The sequence below is a fragment of the Pseudonocardia yunnanensis genome (assembly GCF_039534065.1).
Taxonomy (GTDB): domain Bacteria; phylum Actinomycetota; class Actinomycetes; order Mycobacteriales; family Pseudonocardiaceae; genus Pseudonocardia; species Pseudonocardia yunnanensis.
In genome coordinates this window covers 168,538-194,989 of sequence record NZ_BAAAUS010000002.1, presented here as the reverse complement: position 1 = coordinate 194,989, position 26,452 = coordinate 168,538, and the positions used below count along the sequence as shown (strand labels likewise).

General features: G+C 71.5%; 25 protein-coding genes. 9 read left to right on the top strand and 16 right to left on the bottom strand.

Going from position 1 to position 26,452, the window contains the following annotated elements:
- Positions 1–239: 239 nt before the first annotated feature.
- From ABD743_RS04480 to ABD743_RS04470, 3 genes are read left to right on the top strand one after another with little or no spacing between them, the layout of a single operon-like run.
- The gene (locus ABD743_RS04480) at positions 240–1,523 is read left to right on the top strand and encodes a GAF domain-containing sensor histidine kinase (protein ID WP_344719227.1); all 1,284 of its coding nucleotides are present in this window, start codon (positions 240–242) and stop codon (positions 1,521–1,523) included.
- Entirely contained in the window at positions 1,523–2,200 is a 678-nt protein-coding gene (locus ABD743_RS04475) for a response regulator (protein ID WP_344719135.1), read from the top strand. The genes ABD743_RS04480 and ABD743_RS04475 overlap by 1 nt, the downstream gene beginning before the upstream one ends.
- Before the next feature lie 52 nt (positions 2,201–2,252).
- Positions 2,253–3,041 carry an IclR family transcriptional regulator gene (locus ABD743_RS04470; protein WP_344719132.1) on the top strand — a complete coding sequence of 263 codons (789 nt, stop codon included), beginning with the start codon at positions 2,253–2,255 and terminating at the stop codon, positions 3,039–3,041.
- Positions 3,042–3,048: 7 nt separating this feature from the next.
- On the opposite strand, the gene ABD743_RS04465 is transcribed toward ABD743_RS04470, so the two are convergent.
- From ABD743_RS04465 to ABD743_RS04430, 8 genes are read right to left on the bottom strand one after another with little or no spacing between them, the layout of a single operon-like run.
- Positions 3,049–4,050, bottom strand: a complete 1,002-nt coding sequence (locus tag ABD743_RS04465; RefSeq protein WP_344719130.1) for an amidohydrolase family protein — start codon at positions 4,048–4,050, stop codon at positions 3,049–3,051.
- An 8-nt stretch (positions 4,051–4,058) separates the two neighbouring features.
- Positions 4,059–5,165: a zinc-dependent alcohol dehydrogenase gene (locus ABD743_RS04460; protein WP_344719128.1), complete on the bottom strand. Its 1,107-nt coding sequence runs from the start codon at positions 5,163–5,165 to the stop codon at positions 4,059–4,061.
- Complete coding sequence (locus tag ABD743_RS04455) at positions 5,165–6,226, bottom strand: hypothetical protein (RefSeq protein WP_344719126.1); 1,062 nt, start codon at positions 6,224–6,226, stop codon at positions 5,165–5,167. Before ABD743_RS04455 ends, ABD743_RS04460 begins: the two co-directional genes overlap by 1 nt.
- Positions 6,223–6,774, bottom strand: coding sequence for a UGSC family (seleno)protein (locus tag ABD743_RS04450; RefSeq protein WP_344719124.1), 552 nt, complete (start codon positions 6,772–6,774; stop codon positions 6,223–6,225). The genes ABD743_RS04455 and ABD743_RS04450 overlap by 4 nt, the downstream gene beginning before the upstream one ends.
- Positions 6,775–6,788: 14 nt before the next feature.
- Positions 6,789–8,078, bottom strand: coding sequence for a phenylacetate--CoA ligase family protein (locus ABD743_RS04445; protein ID WP_344719122.1), 1,290 nt, complete (start codon positions 8,076–8,078; stop codon positions 6,789–6,791).
- Positions 8,079–8,086: 8 nt separating this feature from the next.
- Complete coding sequence (locus ABD743_RS04440; protein WP_344719120.1) at positions 8,087–9,223, bottom strand: NDMA-dependent alcohol dehydrogenase; 1,137 nt, start codon at positions 9,221–9,223, stop codon at positions 8,087–8,089.
- Positions 9,220–10,209 (bottom strand): LLM class F420-dependent oxidoreductase, encoded by a 990-nt coding sequence (locus ABD743_RS04435; RefSeq protein ID WP_344719118.1) that lies wholly within the window; start codon positions 10,207–10,209, stop codon positions 9,220–9,222. The genes ABD743_RS04440 and ABD743_RS04435 overlap by 4 nt, the downstream gene beginning before the upstream one ends.
- A gap of 5 nt (positions 10,210–10,214) precedes the next feature.
- Positions 10,215–11,324 carry an NDMA-dependent alcohol dehydrogenase gene (locus tag ABD743_RS04430; RefSeq protein ID WP_344719116.1) on the bottom strand — a complete coding sequence of 370 codons (1,110 nt, stop codon included), beginning with the start codon at positions 11,322–11,324 and terminating at the stop codon, positions 10,215–10,217.
- Between the two features lie 331 nt (positions 11,325–11,655).
- Here ABD743_RS04430 and ABD743_RS04425 point away from each other — a divergent pair, with 331 nt between their 5' ends.
- Positions 11,656–12,960 carry an MFS transporter gene (locus tag ABD743_RS04425; protein WP_344719114.1) on the top strand — a complete coding sequence of 435 codons (1,305 nt, stop codon included), beginning with the start codon at positions 11,656–11,658 and terminating at the stop codon, positions 12,958–12,960.
- A 47-nt stretch (positions 12,961–13,007) separates the two neighbouring features.
- On the opposite strand, the gene ABD743_RS04420 is transcribed toward ABD743_RS04425, so the two are convergent.
- The 7 genes from ABD743_RS04420 to ABD743_RS04390 form a co-directional block, all read right to left on the bottom strand.
- Positions 13,008–14,474, bottom strand: coding sequence for an aldehyde dehydrogenase family protein (locus ABD743_RS04420; RefSeq protein WP_344719112.1), 1,467 nt, complete (start codon positions 14,472–14,474; stop codon positions 13,008–13,010).
- Complete coding sequence (locus ABD743_RS04415) at positions 14,471–15,496, bottom strand: LysR family transcriptional regulator (RefSeq protein ID WP_344719110.1); 1,026 nt, start codon at positions 15,494–15,496, stop codon at positions 14,471–14,473. The genes ABD743_RS04420 and ABD743_RS04415 overlap by 4 nt, the downstream gene beginning before the upstream one ends.
- A 69-nt stretch (positions 15,497–15,565) precedes the next feature.
- Positions 15,566–16,438 carry an alpha/beta fold hydrolase gene (locus tag ABD743_RS04410; RefSeq protein ID WP_379659397.1) on the bottom strand — a complete coding sequence of 291 codons (873 nt, stop codon included), beginning with the start codon at positions 16,436–16,438 and terminating at the stop codon, positions 15,566–15,568.
- The gene (locus ABD743_RS04405) at positions 16,438–17,511 is read right to left on the bottom strand and encodes an amidohydrolase family protein (protein ID WP_344719106.1); all 1,074 of its coding nucleotides are present in this window, start codon (positions 17,509–17,511) and stop codon (positions 16,438–16,440) included. Before ABD743_RS04405 ends, ABD743_RS04410 begins: the two co-directional genes overlap by 1 nt.
- Positions 17,508–18,623 carry an amidohydrolase family protein gene (locus ABD743_RS04400; protein WP_344719104.1) on the bottom strand — a complete coding sequence of 372 codons (1,116 nt, stop codon included), beginning with the start codon at positions 18,621–18,623 and terminating at the stop codon, positions 17,508–17,510. Before ABD743_RS04400 ends, ABD743_RS04405 begins: the two co-directional genes overlap by 4 nt.
- Positions 18,620–19,117, bottom strand: a complete 498-nt coding sequence (locus tag ABD743_RS04395) for a Rieske (2Fe-2S) protein (protein WP_344719102.1) — start codon at positions 19,115–19,117, stop codon at positions 18,620–18,622. The genes ABD743_RS04400 and ABD743_RS04395 overlap by 4 nt, the downstream gene beginning before the upstream one ends.
- 61 nt (positions 19,118–19,178) lie before the next feature.
- Positions 19,179–20,225 (bottom strand): LysR family transcriptional regulator, encoded by a 1,047-nt coding sequence (locus tag ABD743_RS04390; protein ID WP_344719100.1) that lies wholly within the window; start codon positions 20,223–20,225, stop codon positions 19,179–19,181.
- Positions 20,226–20,453: 228 nt separating this feature from the next.
- Here ABD743_RS04390 and ABD743_RS04385 point away from each other — a divergent pair, with 228 nt between their 5' ends.
- The 3 genes from ABD743_RS04385 (at position 20,454) to ABD743_RS04375 (ending at position 24,092) form a co-directional block, all read left to right on the top strand.
- Positions 20,454–21,821 (top strand): Rieske 2Fe-2S domain-containing protein, encoded by a 1,368-nt coding sequence (locus tag ABD743_RS04385; RefSeq protein ID WP_344719098.1) that lies wholly within the window; start codon positions 20,454–20,456, stop codon positions 21,819–21,821.
- Between the two features lie 4 nt (positions 21,822–21,825).
- Positions 21,826–22,350 carry a VOC family protein gene (locus ABD743_RS04380; protein WP_344719096.1) on the top strand — a complete coding sequence of 175 codons (525 nt, stop codon included), beginning with the start codon at positions 21,826–21,828 and terminating at the stop codon, positions 22,348–22,350.
- 122 nt (positions 22,351–22,472) lie between these two features.
- The gene (locus tag ABD743_RS04375) at positions 22,473–24,092 is read left to right on the top strand and encodes an ABC transporter substrate-binding protein (protein WP_344719094.1); all 1,620 of its coding nucleotides are present in this window, start codon (positions 22,473–22,475) and stop codon (positions 24,090–24,092) included.
- Here the strand turns inward: ABD743_RS04375 and ABD743_RS04370 are convergent.
- Positions 24,056–24,661 carry a hypothetical protein gene (locus ABD743_RS04370; protein WP_344719091.1) on the bottom strand — a complete coding sequence of 202 codons (606 nt, stop codon included), beginning with the start codon at positions 24,659–24,661 and terminating at the stop codon, positions 24,056–24,058. The genes ABD743_RS04375 and ABD743_RS04370 overlap by 37 nt on opposite strands.
- Before the next feature lie 187 nt (positions 24,662–24,848).
- Between ABD743_RS04370 and ABD743_RS04365 the strand changes: the two genes are divergently transcribed.
- Positions 24,849–25,958, top strand: coding sequence for a cobalamin-independent methionine synthase II family protein (locus tag ABD743_RS04365; protein WP_344719089.1), 1,110 nt, complete (start codon positions 24,849–24,851; stop codon positions 25,956–25,958).
- Between the two features lie 100 nt (positions 25,959–26,058).
- Positions 26,059–26,451: a hypothetical protein gene (locus ABD743_RS04360; protein WP_344719087.1), complete on the top strand. Its 393-nt coding sequence runs from the start codon at positions 26,059–26,061 to the stop codon at positions 26,449–26,451.
- The last annotated feature ends 1 nt before the right edge of the window (position 26,452 follow it).

Sequence of the window (26,452 nt, the reverse complement as noted above, 5' to 3'; positions counted from 1 at the left end):
ATCTCGTGCAGGCGGCTTTCACTCGGCGAAAGACAAAGTTCGGCCGGTCGACGCCCTCGGGCTCGCGGGCCGACAGGGCGCGCCACCGCTGGTGAGGCGGGCTACGTCATTTGTCTCGGTCCACATTGCCGATCCCGGCCGACGTCGGCGAACCGGAGCGGGAGTCTTGTGACGTTTCACTCCGCTGGTGAGACTGGTTCCGAATGGGTGATGAGCGCCTCGACGAAGGAGTCGGCGTGATGCAGCAGGCAGTCGCGTGCCTGGCAGGCCGCGAGGTCCGGCCCGCGGGCTGTCCCGTCTGTGGCGACCCTCTACAGGACCGGCCGTCGGAGGACGACCGCCGGGGGCAACGGCGGCTGGCGGCGATCGCCCGTGCCGCGTCGAGCGTGGCCGACACCGCATCGCTGCGCGTCACCCTCGACGTCGTGGCCCGCGAGGTCGTGCAGGCCGAGCACATCGCCGCCGTGCAGATCCTCCAGGTGGAGGGCGGCACCATGCGGGTGGTGGGCAAAGCAGGGTTCACCGACGCCGAGGACTTCGCCGACCGGCTGGAGGAATGCCGCAGGCTCGGCGCCCGGATGATGTTCGTCGAGGCGTTCCGGACACGCCGGCGCATCATGATCCCCCGCCGCAAGGTGGCTGTGCTCACGGATCCCGCCTGGGCTCCCCTGCACGCGATCATGGGCGCTCCGCGGTGGGACTGCTTCGTCGCCGTCCCGCTCGTCGTGCGCGGGCGGGCCCTCGGTGTGCTCAACGCGTACTACGAGCCCGGGGAGGTTCCCGGCTGCGCCGACCTGGAGTTCCTCGACGCGATGGCGGACCAGGCGGCCATGGCCGTCGACTCCGCCGAGCTGCTCGCCCGCTCCCGTCACGACGCCCAGCTCGCCGAACGCGCCCGCCTCGCGCGCGAGCTGCACGACTCGGTGGTGCAGCAGGTCTTCTCGATGCGGATGCATGCCAAGGCCCTGCGATCCCATGTCACGTCCGGCCGGGTGAGCAGCCCCGAGCGCCTGCAGTCGGTCGCCGACGAGCTGCTCGGACTCGCCCAGAACGCACTCGCCGACCTGCGGAGCCTCGTCAGCCAGCTGCATCCGGTGGAGCTGGTCGAGCGTGGCCTCGCCGGGGCCGTCCGGGACCACGCCGCGTCGGTGCAGTCGCTCTCGGGGCTCCAGATCGACGTCGAGACGGCGGAGAAGCTCGAGATGCTGCCGGTCGAGCTGCAGGAAGACCTGTACCGGATCGTTCAGGAGGCACTGCACAACGTGGTGAAGCACGCGCGAGCGACACGGGTTCGGATCAGGGTGCGCACCACCGGCGACCGCGGGAGCGACCGGCTCCTCGTGGACGTCGCCGACGACGGCATCGGACTGGACGGCACGGCACCGCGGGCGGGGGCGATCGGGCTCGTCTCCATGCAGACGAGGGCCCGCGGATGGGGAGGACGCATGGAGATCCGCGACACCGCACCGGGCTGCCGGGTCGAGGTCATGATTCCCGTGGCGCTGCCGGACGGTGCCTCGTGATGCCGTCCGTGGCCGGCCAGGAGGTGATCGGCGTGCTCGTCGTCGACGACCACGCCGTCGTGCGCCGCGGGCTCGCGGCCTACCTGGAGAGCGCCGACGGGATCGAGGCCGTGGCGGAGGCGGTCAACGGCCGGGATGCGCTCGTCCAGCTCCGGCGGCTGGCGACGGAGAATCGGCTGCCGAAGGTCGTGCTCATGGACGTGCTGATGCCGGAGATGGACGGGATCAGTGCGATCGGGGAGATCCTCGCGTCCTATCCGGACGTCCGGGTCGTGATGCTGACGAGCTTCGGCGAGGTCGAGCGGGTGTACGCGGCGCTGCAGGCGGGCGCGGCGGGCTACCTGCTCAAGGACGCCGACCCCGACGAGGTGGCCGCCGCGATCCGCGCGGCCGCCCGCGGCGAGGTGCATCTCGACCCTGCCGTGGCGGGCCGGCTGACCCGCCAGCTGGTGTCCCCGCCCACGGGGCTGGCCTCCCTCACCGCCCGCGAACGCACGGTTCTGGCCCTCGTCGCGCGTGGTCTGTCCAACCGTCAGATCGCCGCCGAGCTCTACATCAGCGACCGCACGGCACGCACGCACGTGAGTCACGTGCTCACGAAGCTGCAGCTCTCGTCGCGCACGCAGGCGGCGTTGGTGGCGATCCGGGAGGGGCTCATCCCGCCGCCGAGTCCGTAGCGCGTGCTCGCGACCCGTCTGTCCACAGTGGTGTGCTGGGGGAAGGTGCGACATGACCGTGACCGGGGAACATCGGCCCACCCGTTCCCCCGTCGAGGACGGTGGAGCGCGGAGGACGGCCGCGGGACGCGTGCTCGCCGTCCTGGACGCGTTCGGGCCCGCCCATCGAACACTCACACTCAGCGAGATCTCTCGCCGCGCCGGGTTGACGCTGCCGACCACGCACCGGCTGGTCCGCGAGCTGCTCGCCTGGGGCGCGCTGGAGCGCGACGACGCCGGGCGCTACTCCGTGGGGCTGCGGCTGCTCGAGCTCTCCGCGCTCGCGCCACGCGGGCTCGGGCTGCGCGATGCCGCCTTCCCCTACCTCGAGGACCTGCACCAGACCACCCTCGGCAACGTCCACCTCGGCGTGCGCGACGGCCTGGAGGTCGTCTACATCGAGGCGATCCGGGCGCGCGTGCGCAAACCCGTCGACAGTCACGTCGGTGACCGCTGGCCGATGCACGCCACCGGCACCGGACTCGTGCTGCTCGCCCACGCCGACCGCGAGCTGCAGGAGCAGGTGCTGAGCTCGCCGCTCACCCGGTTCAGTCCGCTGACCGTCGTCGACCCCGACGAGCTCCGCCGCCGCCTCGCGCTGGTGCGCAAGACCGGGGTGGCGGTGGCCAGGGGCCAGATCACCGTTCCCGACATCGTGGTCGCGGTGCCGGTGCTGGGCCCTCGCGGGGAGGTCGCCGCCGCCATCTCCGTGGTGGTCGAGGCCGACGACGCCCGCCCGAGGGAGCTGGCGGCCGTCCTGACGGAGGCCTCCCGCTCGATCTCGGCGTCCTTGACGGCCTGACCCGTGTTCATGGTGGGGGCAGGCCCAGCCAGCGCAGGGCGTTCTCGGCGGTGATCGCGTCCAGGACCTCTGCCGGCAGGTCCATCCCGCGCAGCGTCCGGCCGGTGGGGTCCTCGCGTGGCATGGCCGGGAAGTCGGAGCCGACCAGCAGCCGGTCGTGGCCGAGCAGGTCGATCAGGTACCGGATCGCGCGGCGGTCGAAGACGAGGGAGTCGTAGTAGAACCGGCGGGCGTACTCGATCGGCGAGGGGCCGTCGTCGTGCGCGATGGCGCGTTCGGGCACGACGGGCTCCTCGTTCCACGCCCCGCCCCAGAAGTACTGCGCCCTCGGCAGCATCAGCGGGAACCCGCCTGCCGCGTGGCTGAACGAGATCCGCAGGTCCGGGCACTTGCCTGCGGTTCCCCCGGCGATCATCGACGCGGCGGCCAGCGCGCCTTCGAGGCCCACGACGTAGGTCCCCATCGCCGACGCCGGCAGCCGGTCGGTCATGGCGGGCATGGCGTGCACGAACACGGGCAGGTCGAGGCGCTCCGCCTCGGCGAAGAACGGGAGGAACCGCTCGTCACCGATGGAGACACCGAGCACGTTCGAGGCGATCTCCACGCCGTGCAGGCCCTGCTCCCGGATCGCCGCCAGCTCCGCCGTGGCGGCGTCCGGGTCCTGCATCGGCACCATGCCGAACCCGACGAGCCGCGTGCGGTCGGCGCTGCACAACGTGGCCGCGAACTCGTTGACGTACCGGGCGAGCGAGAGTCCCTCGGCGGCGGGAAGGTCGTAGCGCAGCAGCGGCGGCATCGGCGTGACCACCTCGACGTCGACGCCCGACACGTCCTGTGCAGCGATGCGTCGCTCGGCGTCGAAGAACACGTCACGGGCCCGGAAGCGCACCGCCCCGAACAGCAGAGTGCGTGCGGTGTCGCCGTCGATCGGCTCCATCCGCGGGAAGCATTCCGGGGCGTCGGCCGGGTAGTCGCGAGGCAGCAGGTGGGCGTGGGCGTCGACCAGCATGCTCGTTCCTAACCGTTGGGGTGGACCGAGACGTGCACCGCCGCCTCGCCCGGCACCTCGCCTGCGAGGGTCTCCATGGCCAGCGCGGTGTCGTCGAGCCCGAAGGTGTGGGTGTGCAGCTTCTCCAGCGGGAAGCGGCGGGACTCGATGATCGCGATCGCCTCTGCGTAGCCGCGGGCGTCGACGCCGTAGGCCCCGACCACGTTGATCGCCTTGTTGATGATCAGGTCGGTCCGCAGCGGGACCTCGCGCCCGCCCTTGAGCCCGGCGAGCACGACCCGTCCGGCGTGCTTGACCGCCTGCAGCGCGTGCGTCACCGGCTCGGTGGCCATCGGGGTCAGCTCCAGCACGACGTCGGCCATCGCACCGTCGGTGATCTCCCGGACGCGCTCGACGACGTCCTGCGCCCCGTCGCCGTCGACGACGACCGTGTGGTCGGCCCCGAACTCGCGGGCGAGTGCGAGCTTGTGGGCGTCGGCCTCCAGACCGGTGACGATGACGGTGCCGGCACCCGCGGCACGCGCGGCGACCACCGCGGCGATCCCCCGCTGGCCCGCGCCGAGCACGAGCACGGTGTCGCCGATGCCGACACCGCCGAGGTGCAGCGCCCAGCGCACGCCGGCGCCGAGCGGGTTGAACATCACCGCGAGCTCGGCGGGCAGCGTCTTGTCGACCTTGTGCAGAACCGCACCCGGCGTGAGGTAGAGGTGCTCGGCAAGCCCGCCCCACAGGCTCGGCGCCACGTCCACGCCGGTGACCCCGTGGCCGTAGCGGCGGTTGCGGCAGGCCTGGTAGCGCCCGGTGAGGCAGTCGTGGCAGGACCGGCACGGCACGATCACCTCGAGCGCCACCCGGTCGCCGGGCTGCACACCCCAGCGCTCCGCGGCGCGCTCGCCGATCTCCTCGATGATCCCGAGCGGCTCGTGCCCCGGCACCACCGCGCCACCGCGGCCCATCCTCAGGTGGCCCCGGTAGGCCTCGACGTCGCTGCCGCAGATGCCGTTGGCCTCCACGCGTAGGAGCCCGTCGTCGGGGCCGATCACCGGGCGCGGGAACTCGCGGATCTCGATGTTGCGGGGGCCGACCTGCACGGCGGCGCGGACGGTGTCAGCCATCAACTGCTCCTTCCTACGAGGGTGCGCGCCGTCACCGGCACCGCAGCCCCTGACCAGCCCGAGAAGAGCCGCACGACCATGGAGATCCCGGCGTTGCGGGCGCCGGCCACCGCGATGAGCAGGTGTTCGCGATCGGCCGAAGGCAGCAGGCGGTCGAACCCCTCGGGGCGTTCCCCGCTCGCGTGCCGCACGCCGTTGTCGCCGAGACCGTCCTTGCCGACGCGGGCGAGGTCGTCCACGGTGCGCCCGCAGTGCTCGGCGAGCCATGCCCGCACCTGCGCGCGGTCGAAGCCTGCGCCGGCGAGCAGCTGCGCATGTTCCGGGCAGAAGACGATGCCGGCCGAAGCGTGCCGGAAGATCCACGCACCGGTGCGGGAGATCGTGTCGGCGAAGTCGGTGAGCAGTTGCTCCGCGCTGCCCGTGTGCCGGTTGTCGACGAACTCGCAGGTGCGCAGCAGGGTGGCCGACACGGCCGAGGTGCCTGCGGGGATCCCGCCCTCGGCCGACAGCGGCTCCCAGGGGCTCTCCTCCTCGTTCTCGGCCACGCAGATCGACCACCGCCCCGGCAGCCCCTGGGTTGCCTGCTCCAGGACGTGCGGATGGATCCCGTAGACGTTGCGGACGATCAGCCCGATCGCCCGCGCGACCGTCGCGTTCGCCCGGAACCCGGGGCCGAACACCCCGCCCGTGCGGTTGAAGCCGAGCTCGTCGCGCACCGGACCGTTCACGACGATCAACGGGGCGGGACCGCTCGTGGACTGCCAGCCCCCGCCGCCCGTGGAGCGTTCGCGCACCAGGGCGTCCCACGCGGCGAGCACCACGGGGAAGTACTCCGGGCGGCAGCCCGCCATCGCGGCGTTGATCGCCGCCAGCTCCACGGTGACCGCGCGGTCGAGCTGCGGGAGCACGCCGATCACCTCGTCCGCCGGCCGCGGGGCGGTGGCGAGGAAGCGGTCCACCAGCGGGCGCGTCGCCGGGACCAGGGGCAGCCCGTCGGACCAACCCTGCTCGTAGCAGTGCTCGATCGCCGCCTGCGCGGCGTCGGGATCCAGCTCGCTCACGAGCGCGCCTCCGTCAGGAGCGCGACCACCCCGGACACGACGTGCTTCGCGCGCTCCTGCACCTGCTGCGGTGTCAGCACGGCCACCGGGTGCTCGGTGGTGACGTACCGGTAGCCGGGCGCACCGCGCAGCGCTGCCATCGCGTCCGCGGTGGCGACGAACGCATCGCTGCAGATCACGGCCGCGGGTAGGCCCGCGGCCTCGAAGAGCACCCCGTCGGCCACCGCGGACGCGCTGCACGAGCCGCAGTCACCGACCCCGGTGACCACCACGTCGCAGGCCGCCGCGTACTCGGCCACGAGCTCGTCGGGCGCGGGCAAGGCGAACGCCTGTTTGGTGCGCATCAGCACCACACCTGCCGCCCCGTGCTCGGCCACGAGCAGGTTCGCGACCTCCTGGAGCAACAGCGCGGCGTTCTGCTTGGTGTTCTCGAGCAGGCCCACCCGCGCCCCCGCGAGGTCGGGACGACGGGCCGCGCGCGGCTCTGCCGCGGAGGTGGCCGCGGGTGCGGGTGCGCGCCCGGTGGGGTCGAGGATCGCGTTCGGCACGTGCGCCTCCGTCGTCAGTTCGCCAGGCGGGTCAGGCGGGACTTCATCTGGGAGCGCTCGATCGACCCGGGCGGGACGAGCGTCACCGCGGCCCGCACCGAGAGCCGGGACCGGATCAGCGACTCGATCTCCCGGCCGAGCTGCTCGTGGTCGGAACCGGGTTCGCCCCACTCGGCCTCCACCTGCAGCGGGGGCTCGACCCGCGGGCCCTGCTGCGGGAGCACGATCTGCACCGCCCCGGTGGTGCGCGGGTGCAGTGTCTGCACGAGGTCGCGCACGGCGGAGGGGAACACGTTCACTCCGAGCACGATGAGCATGTCGTCGGTGCGCCCGACGCAGCGGATCAACGGCTCCCCGTCGGCGGAGAGCCCGGTGACGATCACCCGGTCACGGGTGCGGAAGCGCACCAGCGGACAGCACTCACGGTCGACGGACGTGTAGACGAGCTCGCCGGTCGCACCCGGTTCCGGGTCGACGGGTTCGCCGGTCTCGGGATCGACCAGCTCGACGACCACGTGCCGGCCGCCGGTGAACCGCATTCCCCCGCTGCCCGGTGCCTCACCGAAGAGCACCGGCGCCATGTCGGCGTTGCCCAGGCCCTCCGTGACCGGTGCGCCCCACTCCTGCTCGACGTGCGCCCGGAACGCGGGCTCTCCCCCACCCGGCTCGCCGCCGACGAAGATCTTGCGCAGGCCGAACTCCTTCGGGTCGCGGCCCTGCGCTCGCAGGTGGTCGGCGAGGTAGCGCGCATAGGACGGCGTGGAGTGCAGCGCCGTGACCCCGAGGGTCTCCAGCGCGAGCACCGCCTTCTCCGAGGCGCCCGTACCGATCGGGATCAGTGTGGCCCCGATCCGCTCCAGCGCGTCGCGGATCGGGAGGCCGCCGACGAAGAGCGTGAGACCGGCCGCGTGCAGCACCACGTCCTCACGGGCTGCGCCCATCGTGCGGAAGGCGCGGGCCACCATGTCCGTCCACGCGGCCGCGTCCCGCCGGGTCACCCCGACCCAGCTGGGCCGTCCGGTGGTGCCGGTGGAGGCGTGCACGCGGATGACCTCGGTCATGTCCACGCCCGCGTGGCGGCCCAGAGGTGGCGCCGCGGCCTGGGAGTCGCGCAGCATCTGCTTGGTACTGAACGGCAGCTTGCGCAGGTCGTCGAGGGACGCGAACGCGGCAGCCGTGACGCCGTGCTCCGCGAACAGGTCCGCGTAGAACGGCGACCGCGCAGCCAGCCCTTCCAACTGCGCGCGCAGCACCTCGGTGACGGCCTCGCGGTCCTCGGGTGCGGTGAAGCTCGGTGGCACCACGGTGCTCCTCAGCGCTCGTGGACGAGGACGCCGCGGATGTTCTTGCCGTCGTTCATGTCCTGGTAGCCCGCGTTCAGCTCCTCGAGCGTGTACCGGCGGGTGATCAGCTCGTCGAGCTTGAGGTCACCGGACCGGTAGAGCCGCAGCAGCCTCGGCACGTCGTAGAGCGGGTTGCAGTCACCGAACAGGGCTCCGCGCACCTGCCGCTGGTACATGATCATGAGGCCGGCGTGCACCTTGACCGCGCGCTCGCCGAGCTTGCCCGCCGCGGTGATCGTCACCTTCCCGGCCTTGCCGACCACCTGCATCGCGGCGTCCACGATCTCGGCCGTGAGCACGCCCGGCGTGCAGATCGCGTGGTCGGCGAGCTGCCCCCACGTCGTGTCCACCACGAAGTCGTGCGCCTCGCGGGCGTCGGCGAACGTGTGGGTGGCACCGAAGACCTTCGCCATGTCCCGCTTGAACGCGACCGGGTCCACGACCACCACGTTCTTCGCCCCGGCATAGCGGGCGCCCTGCACCGCGTTGCTCCCGACGCCGCCTGCGCCGTAGATCACGACTGTCTCCCCGGCCCGCACGCCCGCCGCGTACACCGCGGAGCCCCAGCCCGTCGGCACTCCGCAGCCCACCAGCGCACCGATCTCGAACGGGATGTCGTCCGGCAGCGGGATGCAGGCCCACTCCGACACCACCGCGTACTGCGAGAACGAGCCGACCGTGCAGAACCCGCCCAGGTCCTCCTCACCGCGGTGGAACCGGAAGGTGCCGTCGAGGAACATGCCGGTGCCGGCGTTCAGGCCCTTGACGCACATGTTCTGGTGGCCCGTCGAGCACGGCCGGCACGCGCCGCACGCCGGGATGTAGGAGCAGACGATCCGGTCGCCGGGCTTGACCCGGCGCACGTCCGGGCCCACCGACTCGACCACGCCTGCGCCCTCGTGGCCGCCGACGATCGGGAACCGCACCGGCGCGTCGCCCTGCGTGATGTGGTCGTCGGAGTGGCAGAGGCCCGCGGCATGGAAGCGGACGCGGACCTCGTGGGACTTCGGGGCGTCGAGCGTCAGCTCGGTCAGCTCCCAGCCGGTGTGCGGCTGCCGCGCGATCGCGGCGCGGGTGGTGATGCTGCCCTGGTTGCTCGGTGTCATCGGGCGCCCGTCCTCTCCGGTGTGCTCGTGACGTGCGGGAGGACCTCAGCGCCGATCAGTGCGATGTGGTCCAGGTCGTGGATGTCATAGATGTGCAGGTAGACGGTGTCCGCTCCGGCGTCGGCCAGCGCGGCGATCCGCTCGGTGACCTCGGCGGGCGAACCGATGGCAGCGGTCGAGCGCATCAGCTCCGAACCCATCACGGCAGCCCGCCGCTGCGCCTGCGCCGGCGTCACGCCGCAGGCGACGGGGAGCACCGCGGAGCGGCGTGCCTCGTCCGGATCGCGGCCGATCGCCTCGCACGCCCGCGCGAACACCGCGAAGCGCTCCCGCAGTTGCTCACCGGAGGCGTCCCCGATCGTCAGTGCCCCGTTGAACTCGTCGGCGTAGCGCGCGGCGATGGCCGGCGTGCGCCGCGGTCCGCTGCCGCCGATGATGACCGGCGGGTGCGGGCCCTGGGCCGGGCGCGGCGGGGTGCGGTTGGCCTCGACGCGGTAGTGGGAGCCCTCGAACGAGAACCCGGCGTCGTCGCCGGTCGGTGTGCGCCACAGGCCCGTGATGATCGCCAGCTGCTCCTCCAGCCGGTCGAACCGCTCGCCGGTCGGCGGGAACGGGATGCCGAAGGCCGCGTGCTCCCGGGCGAACCACCCGGTGCCCAGGCCCAGCTCCACCCGGCCGCCGCTCATCTCGTCGACCGAGGCGACGATCGTGGCGAGCAGGCCGGGCGCGCGGAACGTCGCCGCGCCGACCAGCGCCCCGAGCCGCACCCGTGACGTCTCGCGGGCCAGGCCGCCGAGCGTGGTCCAGCAGTCGGTCGGGCGGTAGGTGGGGTCGTTCGGGTCGACACCGAGCAGGTGGTCGGAGCGGAAGAACGCGTCGAACCCGGCGTGCTCGGTCGCCAGGGCCAGCGCCAGGATCTCCTCGTAGCGCGAGCCGTGACGCGGCTCCATCAGCACGCGCAGCCGCACTCCCTCGTGGCCGGCCATGACGCTCAGTGCTCGAGGAGGATCACACCGCGGACGTTCTTGCCGTCCAGCATGTCCTGGTAGCCCTCGTTGATCTCCTCGAGCCGGTACCGGCGGGTGATCAGCTCGTCGAGCTTGAGGTCACCGGACCGGTAGAGCCCCAGCAGCCGGGGGACGTCGAACAGCGGGTTGCAGCCGCCGAAGATCGCGCCCTGCACCCGCCGTTGGAAGCCGATGAACGGGCCGGGGTTGTGGTCGATCGATCCGTTGCCGACCGCGGTGATCGTCACCTGGCCGCTCTTGCCGACCACCTGGATCGCCTGGTCGATGACCTCGTCGTGCAGCACGCCGACCGTGATGATCGCGTGGTCGGCGAGCTCGCCCCACGTGGTCTCGACCACGAACTCGCGAGCCGCGGCGGCGTCGGCGAAGGTGTGGGTCGCCCCGAACACCTTGGCCATGTCCCGCTTGAACGGCACCGGGTCGACGACCACCACGTTCTTCGCGCCGGCGTACCGGGCGCCCTGCACCGCATTGCTGCCGACGCCGCCCGCGCCGTAGATCACCACGGTCTGCCCGGGCCGCACGCCTGCCGCGTGCACCGCCGATCCCCATCCGGTCGGCACGCCGCAGCCCACCAGGGCGGCGACGTCGAACGGGATGTCGTCCGGGATCGGGATGCAGGAGTACTCGGAGACGACCAGGTGCTGGGAGAACGTGCCGAGCACGCACATCCCACCGACGTCCTCGCCGTCGAGGTGGAACCGGAAGGTCCCGTCGGCGAACTCGCCCGTGGACGCGTTCTTCCCGGCGTCGCAGAGGTTCTGGCGACCGGTGGAGCAGTAGCGGCAGGTGCCGCAGGCCGGGATGAAGGCGCACACCACGTGGTCCCCGACGGCCACCCGCGTGACGCCCTCCCCCACGGCTTCGACGACGCCGGCCCCCTCGTGGCCGCCGACCACCGGGAAGCGCATCCGCGCAGCGCCCTTCTGGACGTGGTCGTCGGAGTGGCACAGCCCGGCGACCTCGATGCGGATCCGCACCTCGTTCGCGCGTGGCTCGTCCAGCTCCAGCTCGGCGATCTCCCACGGGCTGCCCGCCTCGCGGCAGATCGCGGCGCGCGTCGTCATGCTCATTTCGGCTCCAGGGGTCTGCGCGGGGCCGCACGAGGCGGCAAGCCGGGTGTCCGCTGTGGACGTCGTGATCGCAGGGACCGCGACCGCGCGTCCGCTGCGAACACTCACGATGCGCCGCGCGATGTGACAGCGGCCATACGGCTTTCGCGTCCCGGAAGGGATCTCGTGTCCGTAATCTGCCCTTCCGGCTCACGAAACCGCTGTTGCCCGCTTCAGTACGGATGTGCGACATCCGTCCCATTCGTACGGAGGCAACGGTCCGACGACGACTGCGCCAGTGAGCTATTTACTCCTCACCGACATCCTCGACCCCCGCGCGGAAGGTGCATCCGTGGCCAACCCGACCCCCAGCAGGAGATCACTGCTGCTCGCCAGCTGTGTCGGTACCTCGATCGAGTGGTACGACTACTACATCTTCGGGACGGCCTCGGCGCTCGTGTTCGGAGCGCTCTTCTACCCGTCGTTCTCGCCCCTGGCCGGCACGCTCGCGGCGTTCGGCACGTTCGCCGTCGGGTTCATCGCCCGCCCGCTCGGCGGTGCCGTGATCGGCCACTTCGGTGACCGCATCGGGCGCAAGGCCATGCTGGTGCTCACCCTGATGATGACCGGACTCTCCACGTTCCTGATCGGCGTGCTCCCGACGTACGCGGCGATCGGTGTGGCGGCCCCGCTCCTGCTGATCCTCCTGCGGCTGGTGCAGGGATTCGGCGTGGGCGGTGAGTGGGGCGGCGCAGTCCTCGTCGCCACCGAGCACGCCTCGCCGCGGCAGCGCGCGCTGTTCGGCAGCTTCGCCCAGTTCGGCGTCCCCATCGGCCTGCTCACGTCGAACCTGGCATTCCTCGCCATCGCCGGCCTCCCCGACGAGGACTTCGCCGCGTGGGGATGGCGGATCCCGTTCCTGCTCAGCATCGCGCTGCTGATCGTCGGGATGGTGGTGCGCCGCAGGCTCTCCGAGAGCCCGGAGTTCCGGAACGTGCAGGAGAAGCAGCAGGTCACCAGGATGCCCGTGGCCACGCTGTTCCGGGAGCGCCCGGGCACGGTGCTGCTGGCCAGCGTGGCGGCCATCGCGCCGCCCGCGGTCGGCTACACGGTGATGGTCTACATGCTGAACTACGGCACGAGCGTGGTCGGCTTCGACCGCACCACCCTGCTCACGCTGATCCTGCTCTCCACCGTGCTGTGGATCGCGGGGATCTACGTCGCGGCGCTCTGCGCCGACCGGTGGGGCGCCAAGCGGGTGTACGTGATCGGTGCCGCCACTGCCGTCCTGTGGGCGTTCCCACTCTTCCTGCTGGTCAACACGGGCAGCGCGGCCGCGGCGCTCCTGGCGTTCATGGTGGCGGGCGTGGTGCAGGCGATCATGGCGGGAGCACAGGGCGGCCTGTTCACCGAGCTCTTCGACGCCCGCGTGCGCTACAGCGGGGCGTCGATCGCCTACCAACTCGGCGGCATGGTCGGTGGCGCGGTCACCCCGCTCGCGGCCGTCGGCCTCCTCGCGGCCACCGGGTCCTGGGTGCCGATCGCGCTCTACCTCGCGCTGCTGTGCGCGGCGAGCCTGGTGGCGGCGCTGGTCATCCGGGTTCCGGTGCAGGCCGCAGCCGATGCGGAGCCGGCTGCGGGCGTGGTTCAGGACTGAGGTGAAGGATCCGTGGGGACCGGTCGCGTCCGGCCCCCACGGATCCCTCACTTGCTGGGGAACGCCACCGAGTGGGTGTCCATGAACTCGCGCAGGCCTTCCACACCCATCTCCCGTCCCATGCCGCTGCCCTTGAGCCCGCCGAACGGCGCCCGCTCGTCGAGCCACGGAGCCCCGTGCGCGTCGACGAACGTGTAGCCGCTGCGCAGGCGGGCGGCCACCCGGGCGGCGCGATCCCGGTCGGACGTCCACACCGACGAGCAGAGCCCCGCCCACGTGTCGTTGGCGGCGGCGATCGCCTCGTCGTCGGAGTCGAACGGGATGATCGGCAGGGTCGGACCGAACTGTTCCTCCGTCACCACCCGGGCGTCCGACGGTGGGTCGAGCACCAGGCTCGGGCGCAGGAAGTGCCCGTACGAGAAGCGGTCATCCGGGGCGCTGCCGAACTCGCGCACCTCGGCACCCGCCACGCGGGCCTGCGCCACCAGTTCGGCCACGAAGTCGCGCTGTCGCGCCGTGTGCAGCGGCCCCATCGTGGTGGCGGGATCGAGGCCGTGGCCGAGCACCTGGTTCGCGAGCCGGGCCGACATGCCGTCGACGACCTCGGCGTAGCGCGACCTGTGCACGTACAGCCGTTTGATCGCCATGCAGATCTGGCCGGTCGAGTCGAACGTGCCGGAGACGAGCCGGTCGAGCGCTGCGTCGTCCAGCACGGCGTCGTCGAGCACCAGTGCCGGATCGTTGCCGCCCAGCTCCAACGCGACCCGCGTGAGCGTCTCCGCGGCCATCGCCATGATCCGCCTGCCACCGGCCGGGCTGCCCGTGAAGCAGACCTTGGCGACGCGTTCGTCGCTCACGAGCGCCGCCCCGATCTCCGCGTCGTCGCCCGTCACCACGTTGAGCACGCCGGGCGGCAGTGCCGCGGCGACCCGCTGCACGACCCGCGTGGTCGCGAGCGGAGCGGACGGCGGCGGCTTGACGACGACCGTGTTGCCGGCCAGCAGGGCCTGTGGCAGCGACGCGGCGAGGATCGCCAGCGGCCAGTTGAACGGCACGATGATCGTGACGACACCGAGCGGGACGTACCCGACCTCCGTGTCGTACGGCGGCCCGGACAGCCGGGAGGTCGTGCCCACCTCGTCGACGGCCGCGACGGCCAGCTCGACGCGGTGGTCGAACACGATCAGGTCGATCGTGGACTCCTGCAGGATCTTCCCGTTCTCCCTGGTCAGGATCTCCGCGTCGGCGCCGCGGTGCTCGGCGAGCCCACCGATCGCGCCGCGGATCAGCTCCGCACGCTCCCCCGCGCCGAGCGCCACCCACGCCGGGAAGGCCCGGTCCGCGGCGGCCACGGCGTCGAGGGCCTGCCCGCGGGTGGCGGCCGCGGCGTACCCGACCGTCGCCGACGGCTGGGCCGGGTCGGCCACGCGCAAAGTCTGCTCGGCGGGCACCGTCGCGCCGTCCACGTACAGGTCCGTCTGCACGTGGGCGGTCGGTTCGATCACCTGGGTCACGAGCTCCTCCGTTCCGGCGCCGCGCTGGGCGACTCGAGGGTGAAGTGGTCGGGCCGGGCTGTGCGGACGACGGGCTCAGGTTCCCGCGCCGCACGCGCCGTGACCTCACGGAACCAGCGGTGCGCGTCGTCCTCGTCGTGCTTCTCGTGCCACCACAGCGTCTCGACGATCGGTGGCGGTTCGCCCGGGCACTCCAGCACGCGCAGGTCGGGCCGGTCGGCGAACAGCGCGGCGAGCCGTCGTTGCATGACGGCCACGCGGTCGGTGCCCGCGACGAAGTACGGGGTGGCCTGGTAGCTGTCCACCCGGACGGCCACGCGCGGAGGCTCGTGCAGCCGGGCGATCAGCGGGGCGAGCGGGAAGGTCGCCGGGTAACCGCCGTCGGGGTGGTGGGGGACGACCCACGGGAGCCGCTGGAGGTCGGCCAGCGCGAGGCTCCCGCCGGGCCCGTCGGCCACCGGGTTGTCGGCCGCGACGACACACACCCAGCGGTCCCGGAAGAGCTCCATGCTGCGGATGCCGGGCGCGCGCAGTGCGATGCCGGGGGCCGAGACGATCCCGTCCAGCACGCGCAGCGTGTCCACGATGTCGGCAGGCAGAGCCTGCTTCACGACCTGTACGTGCAGCCGGGCCCGCGGAGCCGCCGCGTACAGCTCGCGCGAGAGCCGTTCCCCGAACGCCGCGAGCACGTAGTCGGGCACGAGCAGCGTGAACTCCCGGTCGGACTCCTCGGGGCGGAACTCCGGGCTCGTGGAGAACAGCCGTTCCATGCTCGTGCACACCGGCTCGACCTGGTCGGCCAGCTGCACCGCGAGCGGGGAGAGCAGGTAGCCGCCACGGTTGCGCACGAGCAGTTCGTCACCGAAGTGGCGGCGCAGCCGGGAGAGCGCGGCGCTCGCCGCGGACTGGGTGACCCCGATCCGCTGGGCCGCCCGCGTCACGTTCCGCTCGCGCAGCAGCTCGCGCAGGAACACCAGCAGGTTCAGGTCGAGGTTGGCCAGGGACACCGGTGCACGCGTCATCGCCCGGCTCCTCTGCCCACGTCCACCATTAACGGCGCCGAACCGCGCCAGGTCAACGAGACGGATGACCTAAGAACAGGACGACCGCAGGAGGTCGCGCAGCGCGGCGAGCGTCTCGGCCGGGCACTCCTCGGCGAGGTAGTGCCCGCACTCCAGCTGCTCCCCCGCCGCCTGCGGGGCCCAGCGCCGCCACACGTCGAGCACGTCGGGTACGCGGCCGAGCGGGCCACGGCGCCCCCAGAGCACGAGGGTCGGACACGCGATCTGCCGCCGGCCCCGATCGGCCTCGTCGTCCGCGACGTCGACGGTCGCGCCCGCGCGGTAGTCCTGGCACATCGCATGGACGACCTCGGGCCGCCGATATGCCGCGCGGTAGGCGGCACGTGCCTCATCGGTGAAGACGCCGTCGGTGCCGCGGAGGAAGAACGCGTCCGGATCGGCCGCGATGAGGCGCTCGGGCAGGTCCCCGGGCTGCGCGAGGAAGAACCAGTGCCACGCCGAGCGGGCGAACGCCGCATCGACGCTCGCGAACACGTCGGCGGTCGGCAGGATGTCGAGGACGGCGAGCGCCGTCACCGCCTCCGGGTGGTCGAGAGCGAGGCGGTAGGCGCAGCGCGCACCCCGGTCGTGCCCCACCACGGCGAACCGCGCGAACCCCAAGGCGGCCATCACCGCGAGCTGATCGGCGGCCATGGCGCGCTTGCCGAATGCCGCGGGGTCCTCGGCCGAGCCGGACGGCGCAGTGCTGTCGCCGTAACCGCGCAGGTCGGCGGCGACCACCGTGTGGGCCTCGGCGAGGCCGGGCGCGACGCGGTGCCACATGGCCGAGGTCTGCGGGTAGCCGTGCAGCAGCAGCACCGGCGGTCCGCTTCCGGCCGTACGCACCCGGATGCGTGCCCCCGCCGGGGTGGTGACGTCGGTGGTCGCCCAGCCGTCGAAGATCACCGGTCGAGCCGGTACCAGTCGCTCGCGTTGCCCCCGAGCACGCGCTCCCGCTCGTCGTCGGTCAGCGCGGCGAGCAGTCGCTCACCGCCGTCGCCGTGGTCGTGCGGGTGGTCACTGGCGTACACGAGCATCGTGCCCGCATCGAGCAGGTCCAGGGCCTGACGGACCTGGCCGGGGTCGCGCGGCAGATGCGCGGGGGACGTGGTCAGCCGCATGTGCCGGCGCACCACCTCCGAGGGCCGCTCGTCGAGCCACGGCACCTCGCGCCAGACGCCCTTCCAGTCCTTGTCGAAGCGCCACAGCAGCGTCGGCAGCCAGGAGAACCCGCACTCGGCCAGCACCACGCGCAGCTGCGGCACCCGCGCGAAGACGCCCTCGGTGACCAGGCTCGTCACCTGCGCCTGCACGATGATCTGGGAGTTGCCGAGGTAGTCCTCGAGGTAGGTGTGCGTGATCCCGGTCGAGGTCGGCGCGTTGCCGATCCGGCCCCACGCGTGCAGGCCGACCACCAGGTCGTGGGCCGCGGCCGCCTGCAGCAGCGGGTGGTTGCGCTTGTTGCCCCACGGGACGTCCGTGCGGACGGGCAGCAGGACCTGCACGAACCCGGGATGGCTGCCGATCCGCTCGATCTCCGCCACCGCGGCCTCGGTGTCGAGCGTCGGCACGACCATGCTCGCCCGCAGCCGGTCGTCCCGGTCGAGCCACTCCGCTACCAGCCAGTCGTTGATCGCCCGTGTGAGCGCGGCCTCGTAGTACGGGTTGCGGTTGCAGTGGAACGAGGTGGTGCAGTTCAACAGCGCGGTGTTCAGGCCGGCGGGGTCGAGCAGTCCGGTGCGCAGCTCGTCCACCGTGGTGGCCGGGAAGGTACCGGCTGCGCGGGCGGCAGGCGTGGCGCTGGTGGGCGCCTTCGGCGGGTACGCACCACCCTGCGTGGGCGAGAGGAACACCCCGCCGTCCTGGATGTACGTGCGCCAGTACGGCTCCAGGTAGGGCAGGAGATCGCCGAGCGTGGCAGGTGCGCAGTGCACATCGGTGTCGACGGTGCTCGTCGCGACAGGTGCGGCGGTCATCGCGACTGCTCCTGCTCCCGCTCGGGCAGACCGTAGAGCCGGCAGGCGTTGGACCCCATGATCGAACGGCGCAACGCCGCCGGGAACAACCGCGGGGCGTGGCGCGGCGAGTCGAAGTCCCAGTGCGGGTAGTCGGACGCGAACATGATCCGGTCGTCCATCCCGATGTGCGCCAGCGCGATCTCCAGGTGCGTGGGGTCGTCCGGTTCCTCGATGGGCTGGGTGGTGAACCAGAAGTGCTCGCGGATGTACTCCGACGGCGGCTTGCGCAGGTGCGGCACGTCGGCGCGCAGCTGCGTCCAGGCGTCGTCGAGAGACCACATCAGCGGCCCGGCCCAGGCGATCCCGCCTTCGATGCAGGCCACCTGCAGGGACGGGAACCGGTCGAACACTCCTTCACAGAGCATGCTCATGATCAACGAGGCCATCGTGTTGCCGTTCCACACGTGTTCCTCGAGGTAGAACGAGGGCCAGCCCGCGCCACGGTGCTGCTCCAGGCCGCCGGTGTGCGCCGCGATCGGCAGCCCGGCCTCGGCGGCCGCTTCGTAGATCGGCCAGTAGTGCCTGCGCCCGAACCCGTGCTCACCGCCGGTCGACACCAGAACCTGGACGAACCGCGGGTCGCCCGCGCGCAGCCGGATCTCCTCCGCGGCGAGGTCGGGTGCCTCGTGCGAGATCGCGATCGAGCTGCGCAGGCGCGGCTCGGGAGAGAGCCACTCGTCGGCCTGCCAGTCGTTGAGCGCGTGGCACAGCGCCGCCGCGTACTCGGGCTCCTCCACGCCCCAGCTGTGTCCCTGGAGCGGGATCAGGATCCCGTGGTCCACCTCGTACTCGTCGAGCAGTTGGTCGCGCACCATCTGCAGGTCGCTGCCCGGGAAGCCGCCGTCGGGCCACGAGTCGAGCCGGAAGCCGGAGTTGCGGACGCGCGGATAGATCTCGGGCGGCCCGGGCACGCGGCTGGCGAACATGTCCCACCGCGCCTGGTGCCGCTGCGCGAGCCGCGCGCGGATCTGCGGGGCAGGCGCGTGCGGGTGGATGTCGCTGTCGACGATCGTGTGCCCGGCCCTGGTCGCCGTGCGGCCGACCTGGGCGGGCAGTGCCGTGCTGGTCATCGCTCACCTCCGGGGGTGCCCGCCGCCTGCGCGCGCGGGCTCGTGTCGACCACGACATAGGCGTCCTCGACGTGCACCGGGAACGTCTCGGCGACGAAGGGACCGGGCTGCCGCCCCCCGGTCGGCGGCCCGGTCCCGCTGGCTACGGGTGCAGCGTCGGTCCCGCTCGCCTCGACCGACACCTCGTACGTCCGGGCGGGGGGTTCGCCCGGTCCGAGGAAGGACTGGCCGGTGGCGAGGTCGTACTCCCAGCCGTGCCACGGGCAGGCGACCAGTGCCTCCTGCTCGGCCATCGCGTAGTCGCCGGGACCGGTCGAGCTGACCCACGGCTTCGTGCGGCCCAGACACAGCGGGCCGCCCTGGTGGGGGCAGTAGTTGTTGATCGCATAGAAGCTGTCGCCGACCCGGAACACGCCGATCGAGCGCCGGCCCGCCTGCACGATCCGGCGTTCGCCCGGCGGGAACTCGTCAACGCGCGACACCACGATCCTCACGGCTCCTGACGCTAGGCATCGACACGGTCCGGGCGGAAACAGAAAAACGGCATGCAGGCCATCAATCGTGTTGATGCCCTGGGTCGGCCGTCGGCGTCGCCGGGGACGGGTTACCGCCCCGGGCCGCCTCGATGACGAGGCGCCGGAACCAGCGGTGCCCGAGGTCCTCGTCGTACCGCTCGTGCCACCACAGGCGCACCTCCAGCGGCTCGAGCGACTTCGGGCACGCCAGGATCCGCAGCGGCAGGTACCGCGCGCAGTCCCGGGCGAGCCGCTCCTGTACGAGGGCGACGTGGTCGGTCGATGCCACCAGGTGGGGCACCGCCTGGAAGCTGTCCACCCGCACGGCGACCTGCGGCCGCACCCCGAGCCTCGCGAGCTGCCTGCTCACCGGCACGACCGACGGGAAGTCGGAGTCGTGGTGGTAGGGCACGACCCATGTCGCGTCCCTCAGCTCGGCGAGGTCGGCGATCTCCGTCCCGAACCGCCCGTTGTCCGCGGCCACGACGCACACCCAGCGGTCGGTGAACAGCGGCGCCGAGCGCATCTCGGGGATCCGGAACCGGCTGGTCGGCTGCGAGACGACACAATCAACAGCGCGGATGGTGTGCCCGATGTTCGCCGCGAGGGACTCCCGGACGAGCACGACGTTCAGCCGGGCGTGCTCCGACTCCGCGCTCATCGCCGCCGTGAGCGGCCTGCCGAGCACCGCCACCGCATAGTCCGAGATGACGATCGTGAACTCGCGCCGCGAGGTGGTGGCATCGAAGCGCGAACCCGTGGCGAGCAGCCGCTCGACGCCCTCGTACACCGACTCGACCTGCGCGTCGAGCTGGACGGCGAGCGCCGAGAGCTCGTAGCGGCCGTTGCGGCGGACCAGCAGGTCATCGTCGAAGTACCGGCGCAGCCGGGCGAGGGCGGCACTGGCCGCCGGCTGGGTCACCCCCACCCGCTCGGCCGCCCGCGTGACGTTGCGCTCCCGCAGCAGCTCGCGCAGGACGATGAGGAGATTGAGGTCCAGACCGGCCAGACGCGACGTCGCGGACTTCACCACCCCATCGAAGGGCACGCGCCCGCCGATCACCAGCCCCCGCGGCGAGTCAACCATCAGCAGTGGTGATGCGAGGACAGAAACAATCATTGTTTCCGCCCCGTCGAGCACCGCGGTTAATCTCGCTGCGACGCGATCCACGGTGATGGGCCGCTCGGTGCGCGCGCTCCCACGAGCAGCGCACTCGCGTCGGCCCACGTGACAAGTCGGTCCGGAACAAGGCACCCGCACACCTCGGCACTGCGAATCGGAGCAGGCCGGCGGCGCGGACAGGGAGGTCGGACAATGCTGTCCCAGCAGGACAACGAGATCCTCACCCGGGTCGGCCCGGGCAGCCCGATGGGCGAGGTGCTGCGGCGCTACTGGACACCGGCGCTGTTGTCGAGCGAGCTGCCCGGGCCCGACTGCGACCCGGTGCGAGTGCGGCTGCTCGGCGAGAACCTCGTCGCGTTCCGCGACACCAACGGCAAGGTCGGCCTGATCCAGGAGAACTGCCCGCACCGCGGCGCGTCCCTCTACTTCGGACGCAACGAGGAGTGCGGGCTGCGCTGCCCGTACCACGGGTGGAAGTTCGACGCCGACGGCGCGTGCGTCGACATGCCGAGCGAGCCGCCCAGCAGCAGCTTCAAGGAGCGCGTGCGGGCCCGGGCCTACCCGGTGCACGAGTCGGGCGGGATCGCCTGGACCTACATGGGCCCGGCGGAGAGCATGACGCCCTTCCGCGACTTCGGCACGGAGAGCCTGCCCCAGAAGAACCACCTGGCCACGAAGCTGCAGTCGTACTGCAACTGGATCCAGACGATGGAGGGCAACGTCGACACCGCCCACATCTCGTGGCTGCACTCGTGGGACGGCGCCGCCGACATCGAGGACGACGGCAGCGACAAGCCGGGCTACCCGTCGAACAAGATGACGTGGAAGTTCTGGATGCACGACCGGGCACCGCAGCTCGAGATCGAGGACACCTGGTACGGCTTCCGCTACGCCGGCGTGCGCGAGACGCCGAACGGCAACACCAACGTCCGGATCACCGAGTACATCTTCCCCTACAGCACGATCATCGCGGCGGTCCCCTACAGCACCCGCCACCTGATGGTCGTGCCGATCGACGACCACAACTGCTGGCGCTACAACTTCGAGGCCACGGTTCCGTCCAACCCGCAGGGGCACGGCGGCGCGCCGCTGTTCAGCTACGGCCCCTTCGAGACGCCGTTCACCCGGCGGGTCGGCGGTATCACGCCCCGCAACTACCTCGCCGAGGCCGACTACAACATCGACCGCGAGGTGCAGCGCACCACCACCTTCAGCGGTGTGAAGGACTTCGTGAGCCAGGACCTCATGGTCACCGAGTCGATGGGCCCGATCTACGACCGCTCGCAGGAGCGTCTGGGCACGATCGACAAGGCGATCATCCGGATGCGCAACCAGCTCATCCGCTCCGCGAAGGCCCTCGAAGAGAACAGCGACGCGCCGCTGCTCGCCCTCGCCGGCCCGGACGCCGACTTCCGGAAGATCCGGGCCGCCGACAAGATCCTCGAGGAGGGTGAGGACTGGCGCTACCTCGGCACCGACGAGGACCCCGTGGTGCAGGAGGCCGAGGAGGCGCTGCGCGCAAGCGAGGACCGCAGCCCGCAGCCGGCAGCCGGAGACTGACCGTATGGCGATCAACAGGCTCAACCACGCCGTCGTGTTCGTCCGCGACGTCAACCGCAGCGTCGCGTTCTATCGGGACGTGCTCGGCTTCAGCGTGCAGATGGAACGGCCGGGGCAGGCCGCCTTCATGCAGGCGCCGGACTCGACGAACGACCACGACATCGGTCTGTTCGCCATCGGGGAGGCGGCCGACAACCCGGCGGGACGCGGCACCGTGGGCCTGTACCACCTCGGGTGGGAGATCAGCACGTTGGCCGAGCTCGGGGAGCTCGCCCAGCGTCTGATGGGCATCGGCGCCTATGTCGGTGCCACCGACCACGGCACCACCAAGAGCATCTACGCCCGCGACCCTGACGGGCTGGAGTTCGAGGTCGCGTGGCTGGTGCCTGCCGACCTGCTCGACGACGCAGCGTACGAGCAGCGCACCCGCCGCGGCGTGCCGCTCGACCTGCAGAAGGAGAAGGCGAGGTACGGGGCCGACACGCGAGGGGGTGTCGGCGTCTCCTCGCCCGCTGCCGCCCTGCCCTGATCAGCGCTGCCCTGATCAGCCCTGCCTGATCAGCGCTGCCCTCACCACAGGCCGCCACCCGCCTGCCGTACCCGCCGGTCGCGGGCCATGAGCGACACCGACTCGACGAGGAGTGGGACATCATGCGGTGGCAACGCCGTCGCGTACGTCTGGTGGGTGCGATCGTGGCGATCCTCGGGATCGTCATGGTCGCGTCCGGCTGCGGGGCCGCCGATCCGGCGGCCACGCGTGCCGACATCCGGTCGATCAACGCCTGGGGTGGTGACATAGCCGGCGAGGGTGCCCCCAAGCACGGGGGCACCCTGCGGCTCGGCATGGACCGGGAGATCGTCAGCTTCGACCCGACGGTCCAGAACGCGAACATGGCCACGTTCGCCGTCTACGACTCGCTCATGAAGCTGACGCCGGACGGCTCGGCGAAGCCCTACCTCGCGAAGTCGATGGACAGCCCGGACGGCGGGCTGACCTGGCGGCTGGGGCTGCGTCCCGATGTGAAGTTCAGTGACGGCACACCGCTCGACGCCGACGCCGTGCTGGTCAACGTGCAGCGCCACATCGACAAGACCGCCTCCCCCGCCCACCCGTATGCGGAGCAGATCGCCTCGATGCGCGCGGTCGACCCGCTGACGGTCGAGTTCACGCTGAAGAGCCCGCTCGGCTCGTTCCCGGTGGTGTTCGCCCAGTCGATCACCTACGGCACGCTCGGCGTGATCATCTCGCCTGCCGCGCTGCAGCAGTACGGCGACGACATCGGCCGCCACCCCGTCGGTGCGGGGCCGTTCCGCTTCGTCGAGTGGATCCCGGACTCGCGCCTCGTACTGGAGCGCAACCCGAACTACTGGCAGCCCGACCAGCCCTATCTCGACCAGCTCGAGTTCCGACCGCTCCCCGACACGGAGTCGCGCTACGCGTCGATCCAGAACGGTGACGTCGACCTGATCTTCGCGGCCTACAACCAGGAGCTGGTGCGCGCCTTCGAGGATCCCGCCCTCTCCGTCTACTACGGACCGGGGAACGCCGGCGAGTACCTCTACTTCAACTTCGCCCGCGCGCCGTTCGACGACCGGCGCATGCGTGAGGCGGTGGTCCGCGCGCTCGACATGAAGGCGCTGAGCGCGAGCCTCTACAACAACCAGCTCGTGACGGCCACCAGCCTGTTCGACACCGACAGCCCGGACCACACGGAGGCGGCGTCGCAGGAGTGGCCGACCTACGACCCGGAACGCGCGAAGCAGCTCATCGCGGAGTACCGCGCGAGCGGCGGGAACCCCGACTTCACGCTCAAGACGACGACCGCGCGCACCCAGTTCGGCGAGTTCCTGCAGGCGCAGATGGCGGCCGTCGGCATCACCGTGAAGCTGCAGTTCTACGACCTGGCGCAGTACTCGTCGCAGGTGGTGCAGAGCGGGGACTTCGACCTCACCACCACGGTGAGCGCGTTCGACGCGCCCTTCCCCGGCGCCTCCCGGCTGGTGCAGACCGGCGGCAACACCAACTACGGGAAGTACTCCAACCCCGAGGTCGACAAGCTGCTCGCCACCGCAGCGAGCACCAGCGACGAGGCGGAGCGGACCAAGGCCTACCAGCAGGTGGAGCTGCAGGTGAACCGCGATCTCGTGGCCTGCTGGCTGAGCCGCAGCTATCTGGCGACGATCGCGAAGCCGCAGGTGAAGGGCATCGACCGCTACACGTCGAGGGACATGTTCTACGCCACGGTGTGGCTGGACCGGCCTGCGCAATAACCCGGATCACTGTCGACCGGCTGCGCGGCCAGCAGCAGAGCCCCGCCGACCAGCAGCGGCACCGCGTTCATCGCCACCTTCACCGCCCCCACGGTAGGCAGCATCGACGCGAGAAAGACGGAGAGCAGCCCGGCGGCAACCACGCCGGCCGCGCGCCGCCGCCACCCGGAGAGCAGCCAGACGGAGAGGACGGACTCCACCGCGGTGGCGCCCAGCGCGGCGGCGACGGCCAGCGGGTGCGGCGCCCAGGGCAGCAGCTGTTCCGTGTAGTCCACGAAGTGGTCCCAATCGCCCCAGGTCACCCCGGCGGCCCCCGGCTCACCGAGCACGCCGAAGCGGTCGGCGACCGCCCCGGCGAAGTCGAGCGCAAGCAGTACCGCCATCACCCACCTGACGATCACCAGGCAGCGCCCGCGTCGCGGTGCGAGCGACACCAGGCCGAGCACGACGGCCGCGGCCGCGACGACCAGGGGGACCGCCCTCGGACGATGCGGCTCGACGATCTGGAAGATCAGGCCGGCCGCCACCACGATCAGACCGGCCGGCCGGAGCAGCTTCTCGATGCGCATGCGGAGAGGACGAAGTTCTCGGCCGGTTTGTGATCTCGGGCCGTCGATGCTGCACCTCGGATGGCTGGACCGTCCGTCGCAGTGACATGGGCCACTTCGATCGTCGACCCCGGCTCACGATCCTTGGCTAACGTCGCTCCGGGTGCACCCGCCGGGGCCCCGACCGGGTAGAGCGAGGAGTGATGTCGTGCCGAACGGATCCGATTCCATCCGTGCCGAGATCGTCGGGTCCCTGCTTCGCCCCCGGCATCTCGTCGGTGCCCGGCGCGCTGTGCAGCAGGGAACGATCAGTGCCTCGGCCTTCAAGGAGATCGAGGACCGCGCGGTCGACCAGGCCATCGCGCTGCAGGAGGGAATCGGGCTGGGAGTCCTGACCGACGGCGAGATGCGGCGCGGCATCTTCACCGGCCCGCTCACGGAGTCCGTCGAGGGCCTCGAGCACGTCCCCGGCGTCAAGCGCGTCTGGTACACCGCCGACGGCCCGATCGAGGAGGACCTCCCGCTCGTCGTCACCGGTGCGCTGCGCCTGCGCCGCTCCTCGGTCACCGAGGAGTTCAGCTATGCCCGTGCCCGCGCGCGGGGCCGCGTGAAGGTGACGCTCCCCAGCCCGTTGATGATGCTCCTGCGCTGGTCGGGACGTCACTCCACGGCGGCGTACACCGACGTGTTCGCGATGGCGGCCGACGCCGCCGACATCATCCGCACCGAGGTGCAGGAGCTCGTCCGGCTGGGGTGCACCTACGTGCAGATCGACGCCCCGGAGATCGCCACGCTGGTGCAGCAGGAGACCAGGGAGTGGTACGAGCGGCAGGGCATCTCGGTGGAGCGCATCCTGACCGAGGGTCTGGAGCTGATCAACTCCGTCACCACCGGCGCCCCCGGGGTCACGTTCGGCGTCCACCTGTGCCGGGGCAACCGCAACGGCCGCTGGATGGCGGCAGGCGGCTACGACGCCGTCGCCGAAGCGCTGTTCCACCGCTGCTCAGGCTTCGACCGGTTCCTGCTCGAGTACGACGACGAGCGGTCGGGCACGTTCGAACCGCTCGCGGCCACGCCCGCAGGCAAGACCGTGGTGCTCGGCCTCGTCTCCACGAAGACGGCAGTGGTGGAGCCGGTGGGCGAGATCGTCGAGCGGATCCAGGAGGCAGCCGCCTACGTCCCCCTCGAGCAGCTCGCCGTGTCCACCCAGTGCGGGTTCGCCTCGATGGTCGAGGCACACCCGGAGCTCACCGAGGATGTCCAGGCCGCGAAGCTGGATCTCGTGGTGCGTGCGGCCGACCAGGTGTGGAAGGACTGACGCATCACGGTGCGGCGGAGCCCGGGCAGGGGCTGGTATTCATGGCCCGGGACGTGATCCGCACGGACTGATCCGCACCGAGAGGGAGCCCCTCTTCGCGATGGCCACCGTCACGATCAGAGACGAAACCGCCACCGGCACACCGCTGGAGGAGTTCTCGCTGCCCGGCCTGCCCGGGAGCATCTCGGCGCGCGAGCTCGTACGCCTGCGGGTGCGCGAGGAGGTCGCCCGCCACAACGCCGCACCGGCGACCCGGTTCCGCGGCCTCGTCCGGCCGGTGGACGCCGAGACCGGGTTGAACGGCTACCGAGTGGGGGCCGCGCGGCGCGTCGACTGGAAGCGTCAGGCCGACATCGCCGAGGCGGCGTTCCTGCGTAACGGTTTTCTGCTGCTGGTGGGCGACCGGCAGATCGAGGACCTGTCCGAGACGATCGACCTCACCGTCGACCCGGTGGTGTCCTTCGTCAAGCTCGTGGCGCTCGTCGGAGGCTGAA

Bases quoted from the DNA above. Each gene is read 5' to 3' on its own strand.
- ABD743_RS04465 (WP_344719130.1), bottom strand. From the start codon at position 4,050: ATGCTGGTCGACGCCCACGCCCACCTGCTGCCTCGCGACTACCCGGCC.
- ABD743_RS04430 (WP_344719116.1), bottom strand. From the start codon at position 11,324: ATGAGCATGACGACGCGCGCCGCGATCTGCCGCGAGGCGGGCAGCCCG.
- ABD743_RS04475 (WP_344719135.1), top strand. From the start codon at position 1,523: ATGCCGTCCGTGGCCGGCCAGGAGGTGATCGGCGTGCTCGTCGTCGAC.
- ABD743_RS04380 (WP_344719096.1), top strand. From the start codon at position 21,826: ATGGCGATCAACAGGCTCAACCACGCCGTCGTGTTCGTCCGCGACGTC.
- ABD743_RS04385 (WP_344719098.1), top strand. From the start codon at position 20,454: ATGCTGTCCCAGCAGGACAACGAGATCCTCACCCGGGTCGGCCCGGGC.
- ABD743_RS04435 (WP_344719118.1), bottom strand. From the start codon at position 10,209: ATGGCCGGCCACGAGGGAGTGCGGCTGCGCGTGCTGATGGAGCCGCGT.
- ABD743_RS04375 (WP_344719094.1), top strand. From the start codon at position 22,473: ATGCGGTGGCAACGCCGTCGCGTACGTCTGGTGGGTGCGATCGTGGCG.
- ABD743_RS04480 (WP_344719227.1), top strand. From the start codon at position 240: ATGCAGCAGGCAGTCGCGTGCCTGGCAGGCCGCGAGGTCCGGCCCGCG.
- ABD743_RS04415 (WP_344719110.1), bottom strand. From the start codon at position 15,496: ATGACGCGTGCACCGGTGTCCCTGGCCAACCTCGACCTGAACCTGCTG.
- ABD743_RS04360 (WP_344719087.1), top strand. From the start codon at position 26,059: ATGGCCACCGTCACGATCAGAGACGAAACCGCCACCGGCACACCGCTG.
- ABD743_RS04440 (WP_344719120.1), bottom strand. From the start codon at position 9,223: ATGACACCGAGCAACCAGGGCAGCATCACCACCCGCGCCGCGATCGCG.
- ABD743_RS04370 (WP_344719091.1), bottom strand. From the start codon at position 24,661: ATGCGCATCGAGAAGCTGCTCCGGCCGGCCGGTCTGATCGTGGTGGCG.
- ABD743_RS04470 (WP_344719132.1), top strand. From the start codon at position 2,253: ATGACCGTGACCGGGGAACATCGGCCCACCCGTTCCCCCGTCGAGGAC.
- ABD743_RS04405 (WP_344719106.1), bottom strand. From the start codon at position 17,511: ATGACCGCCGCACCTGTCGCGACGAGCACCGTCGACACCGATGTGCAC.
- ABD743_RS04400 (WP_344719104.1), bottom strand. From the start codon at position 18,623: ATGACCAGCACGGCACTGCCCGCCCAGGTCGGCCGCACGGCGACCAGG.
- ABD743_RS04460 (WP_344719128.1), bottom strand. From the start codon at position 5,165: ATGGCTGACACCGTCCGCGCCGCCGTGCAGGTCGGCCCCCGCAACATC.
- ABD743_RS04390 (WP_344719100.1), bottom strand. From the start codon at position 20,225: ATGGTTGACTCGCCGCGGGGGCTGGTGATCGGCGGGCGCGTGCCCTTC.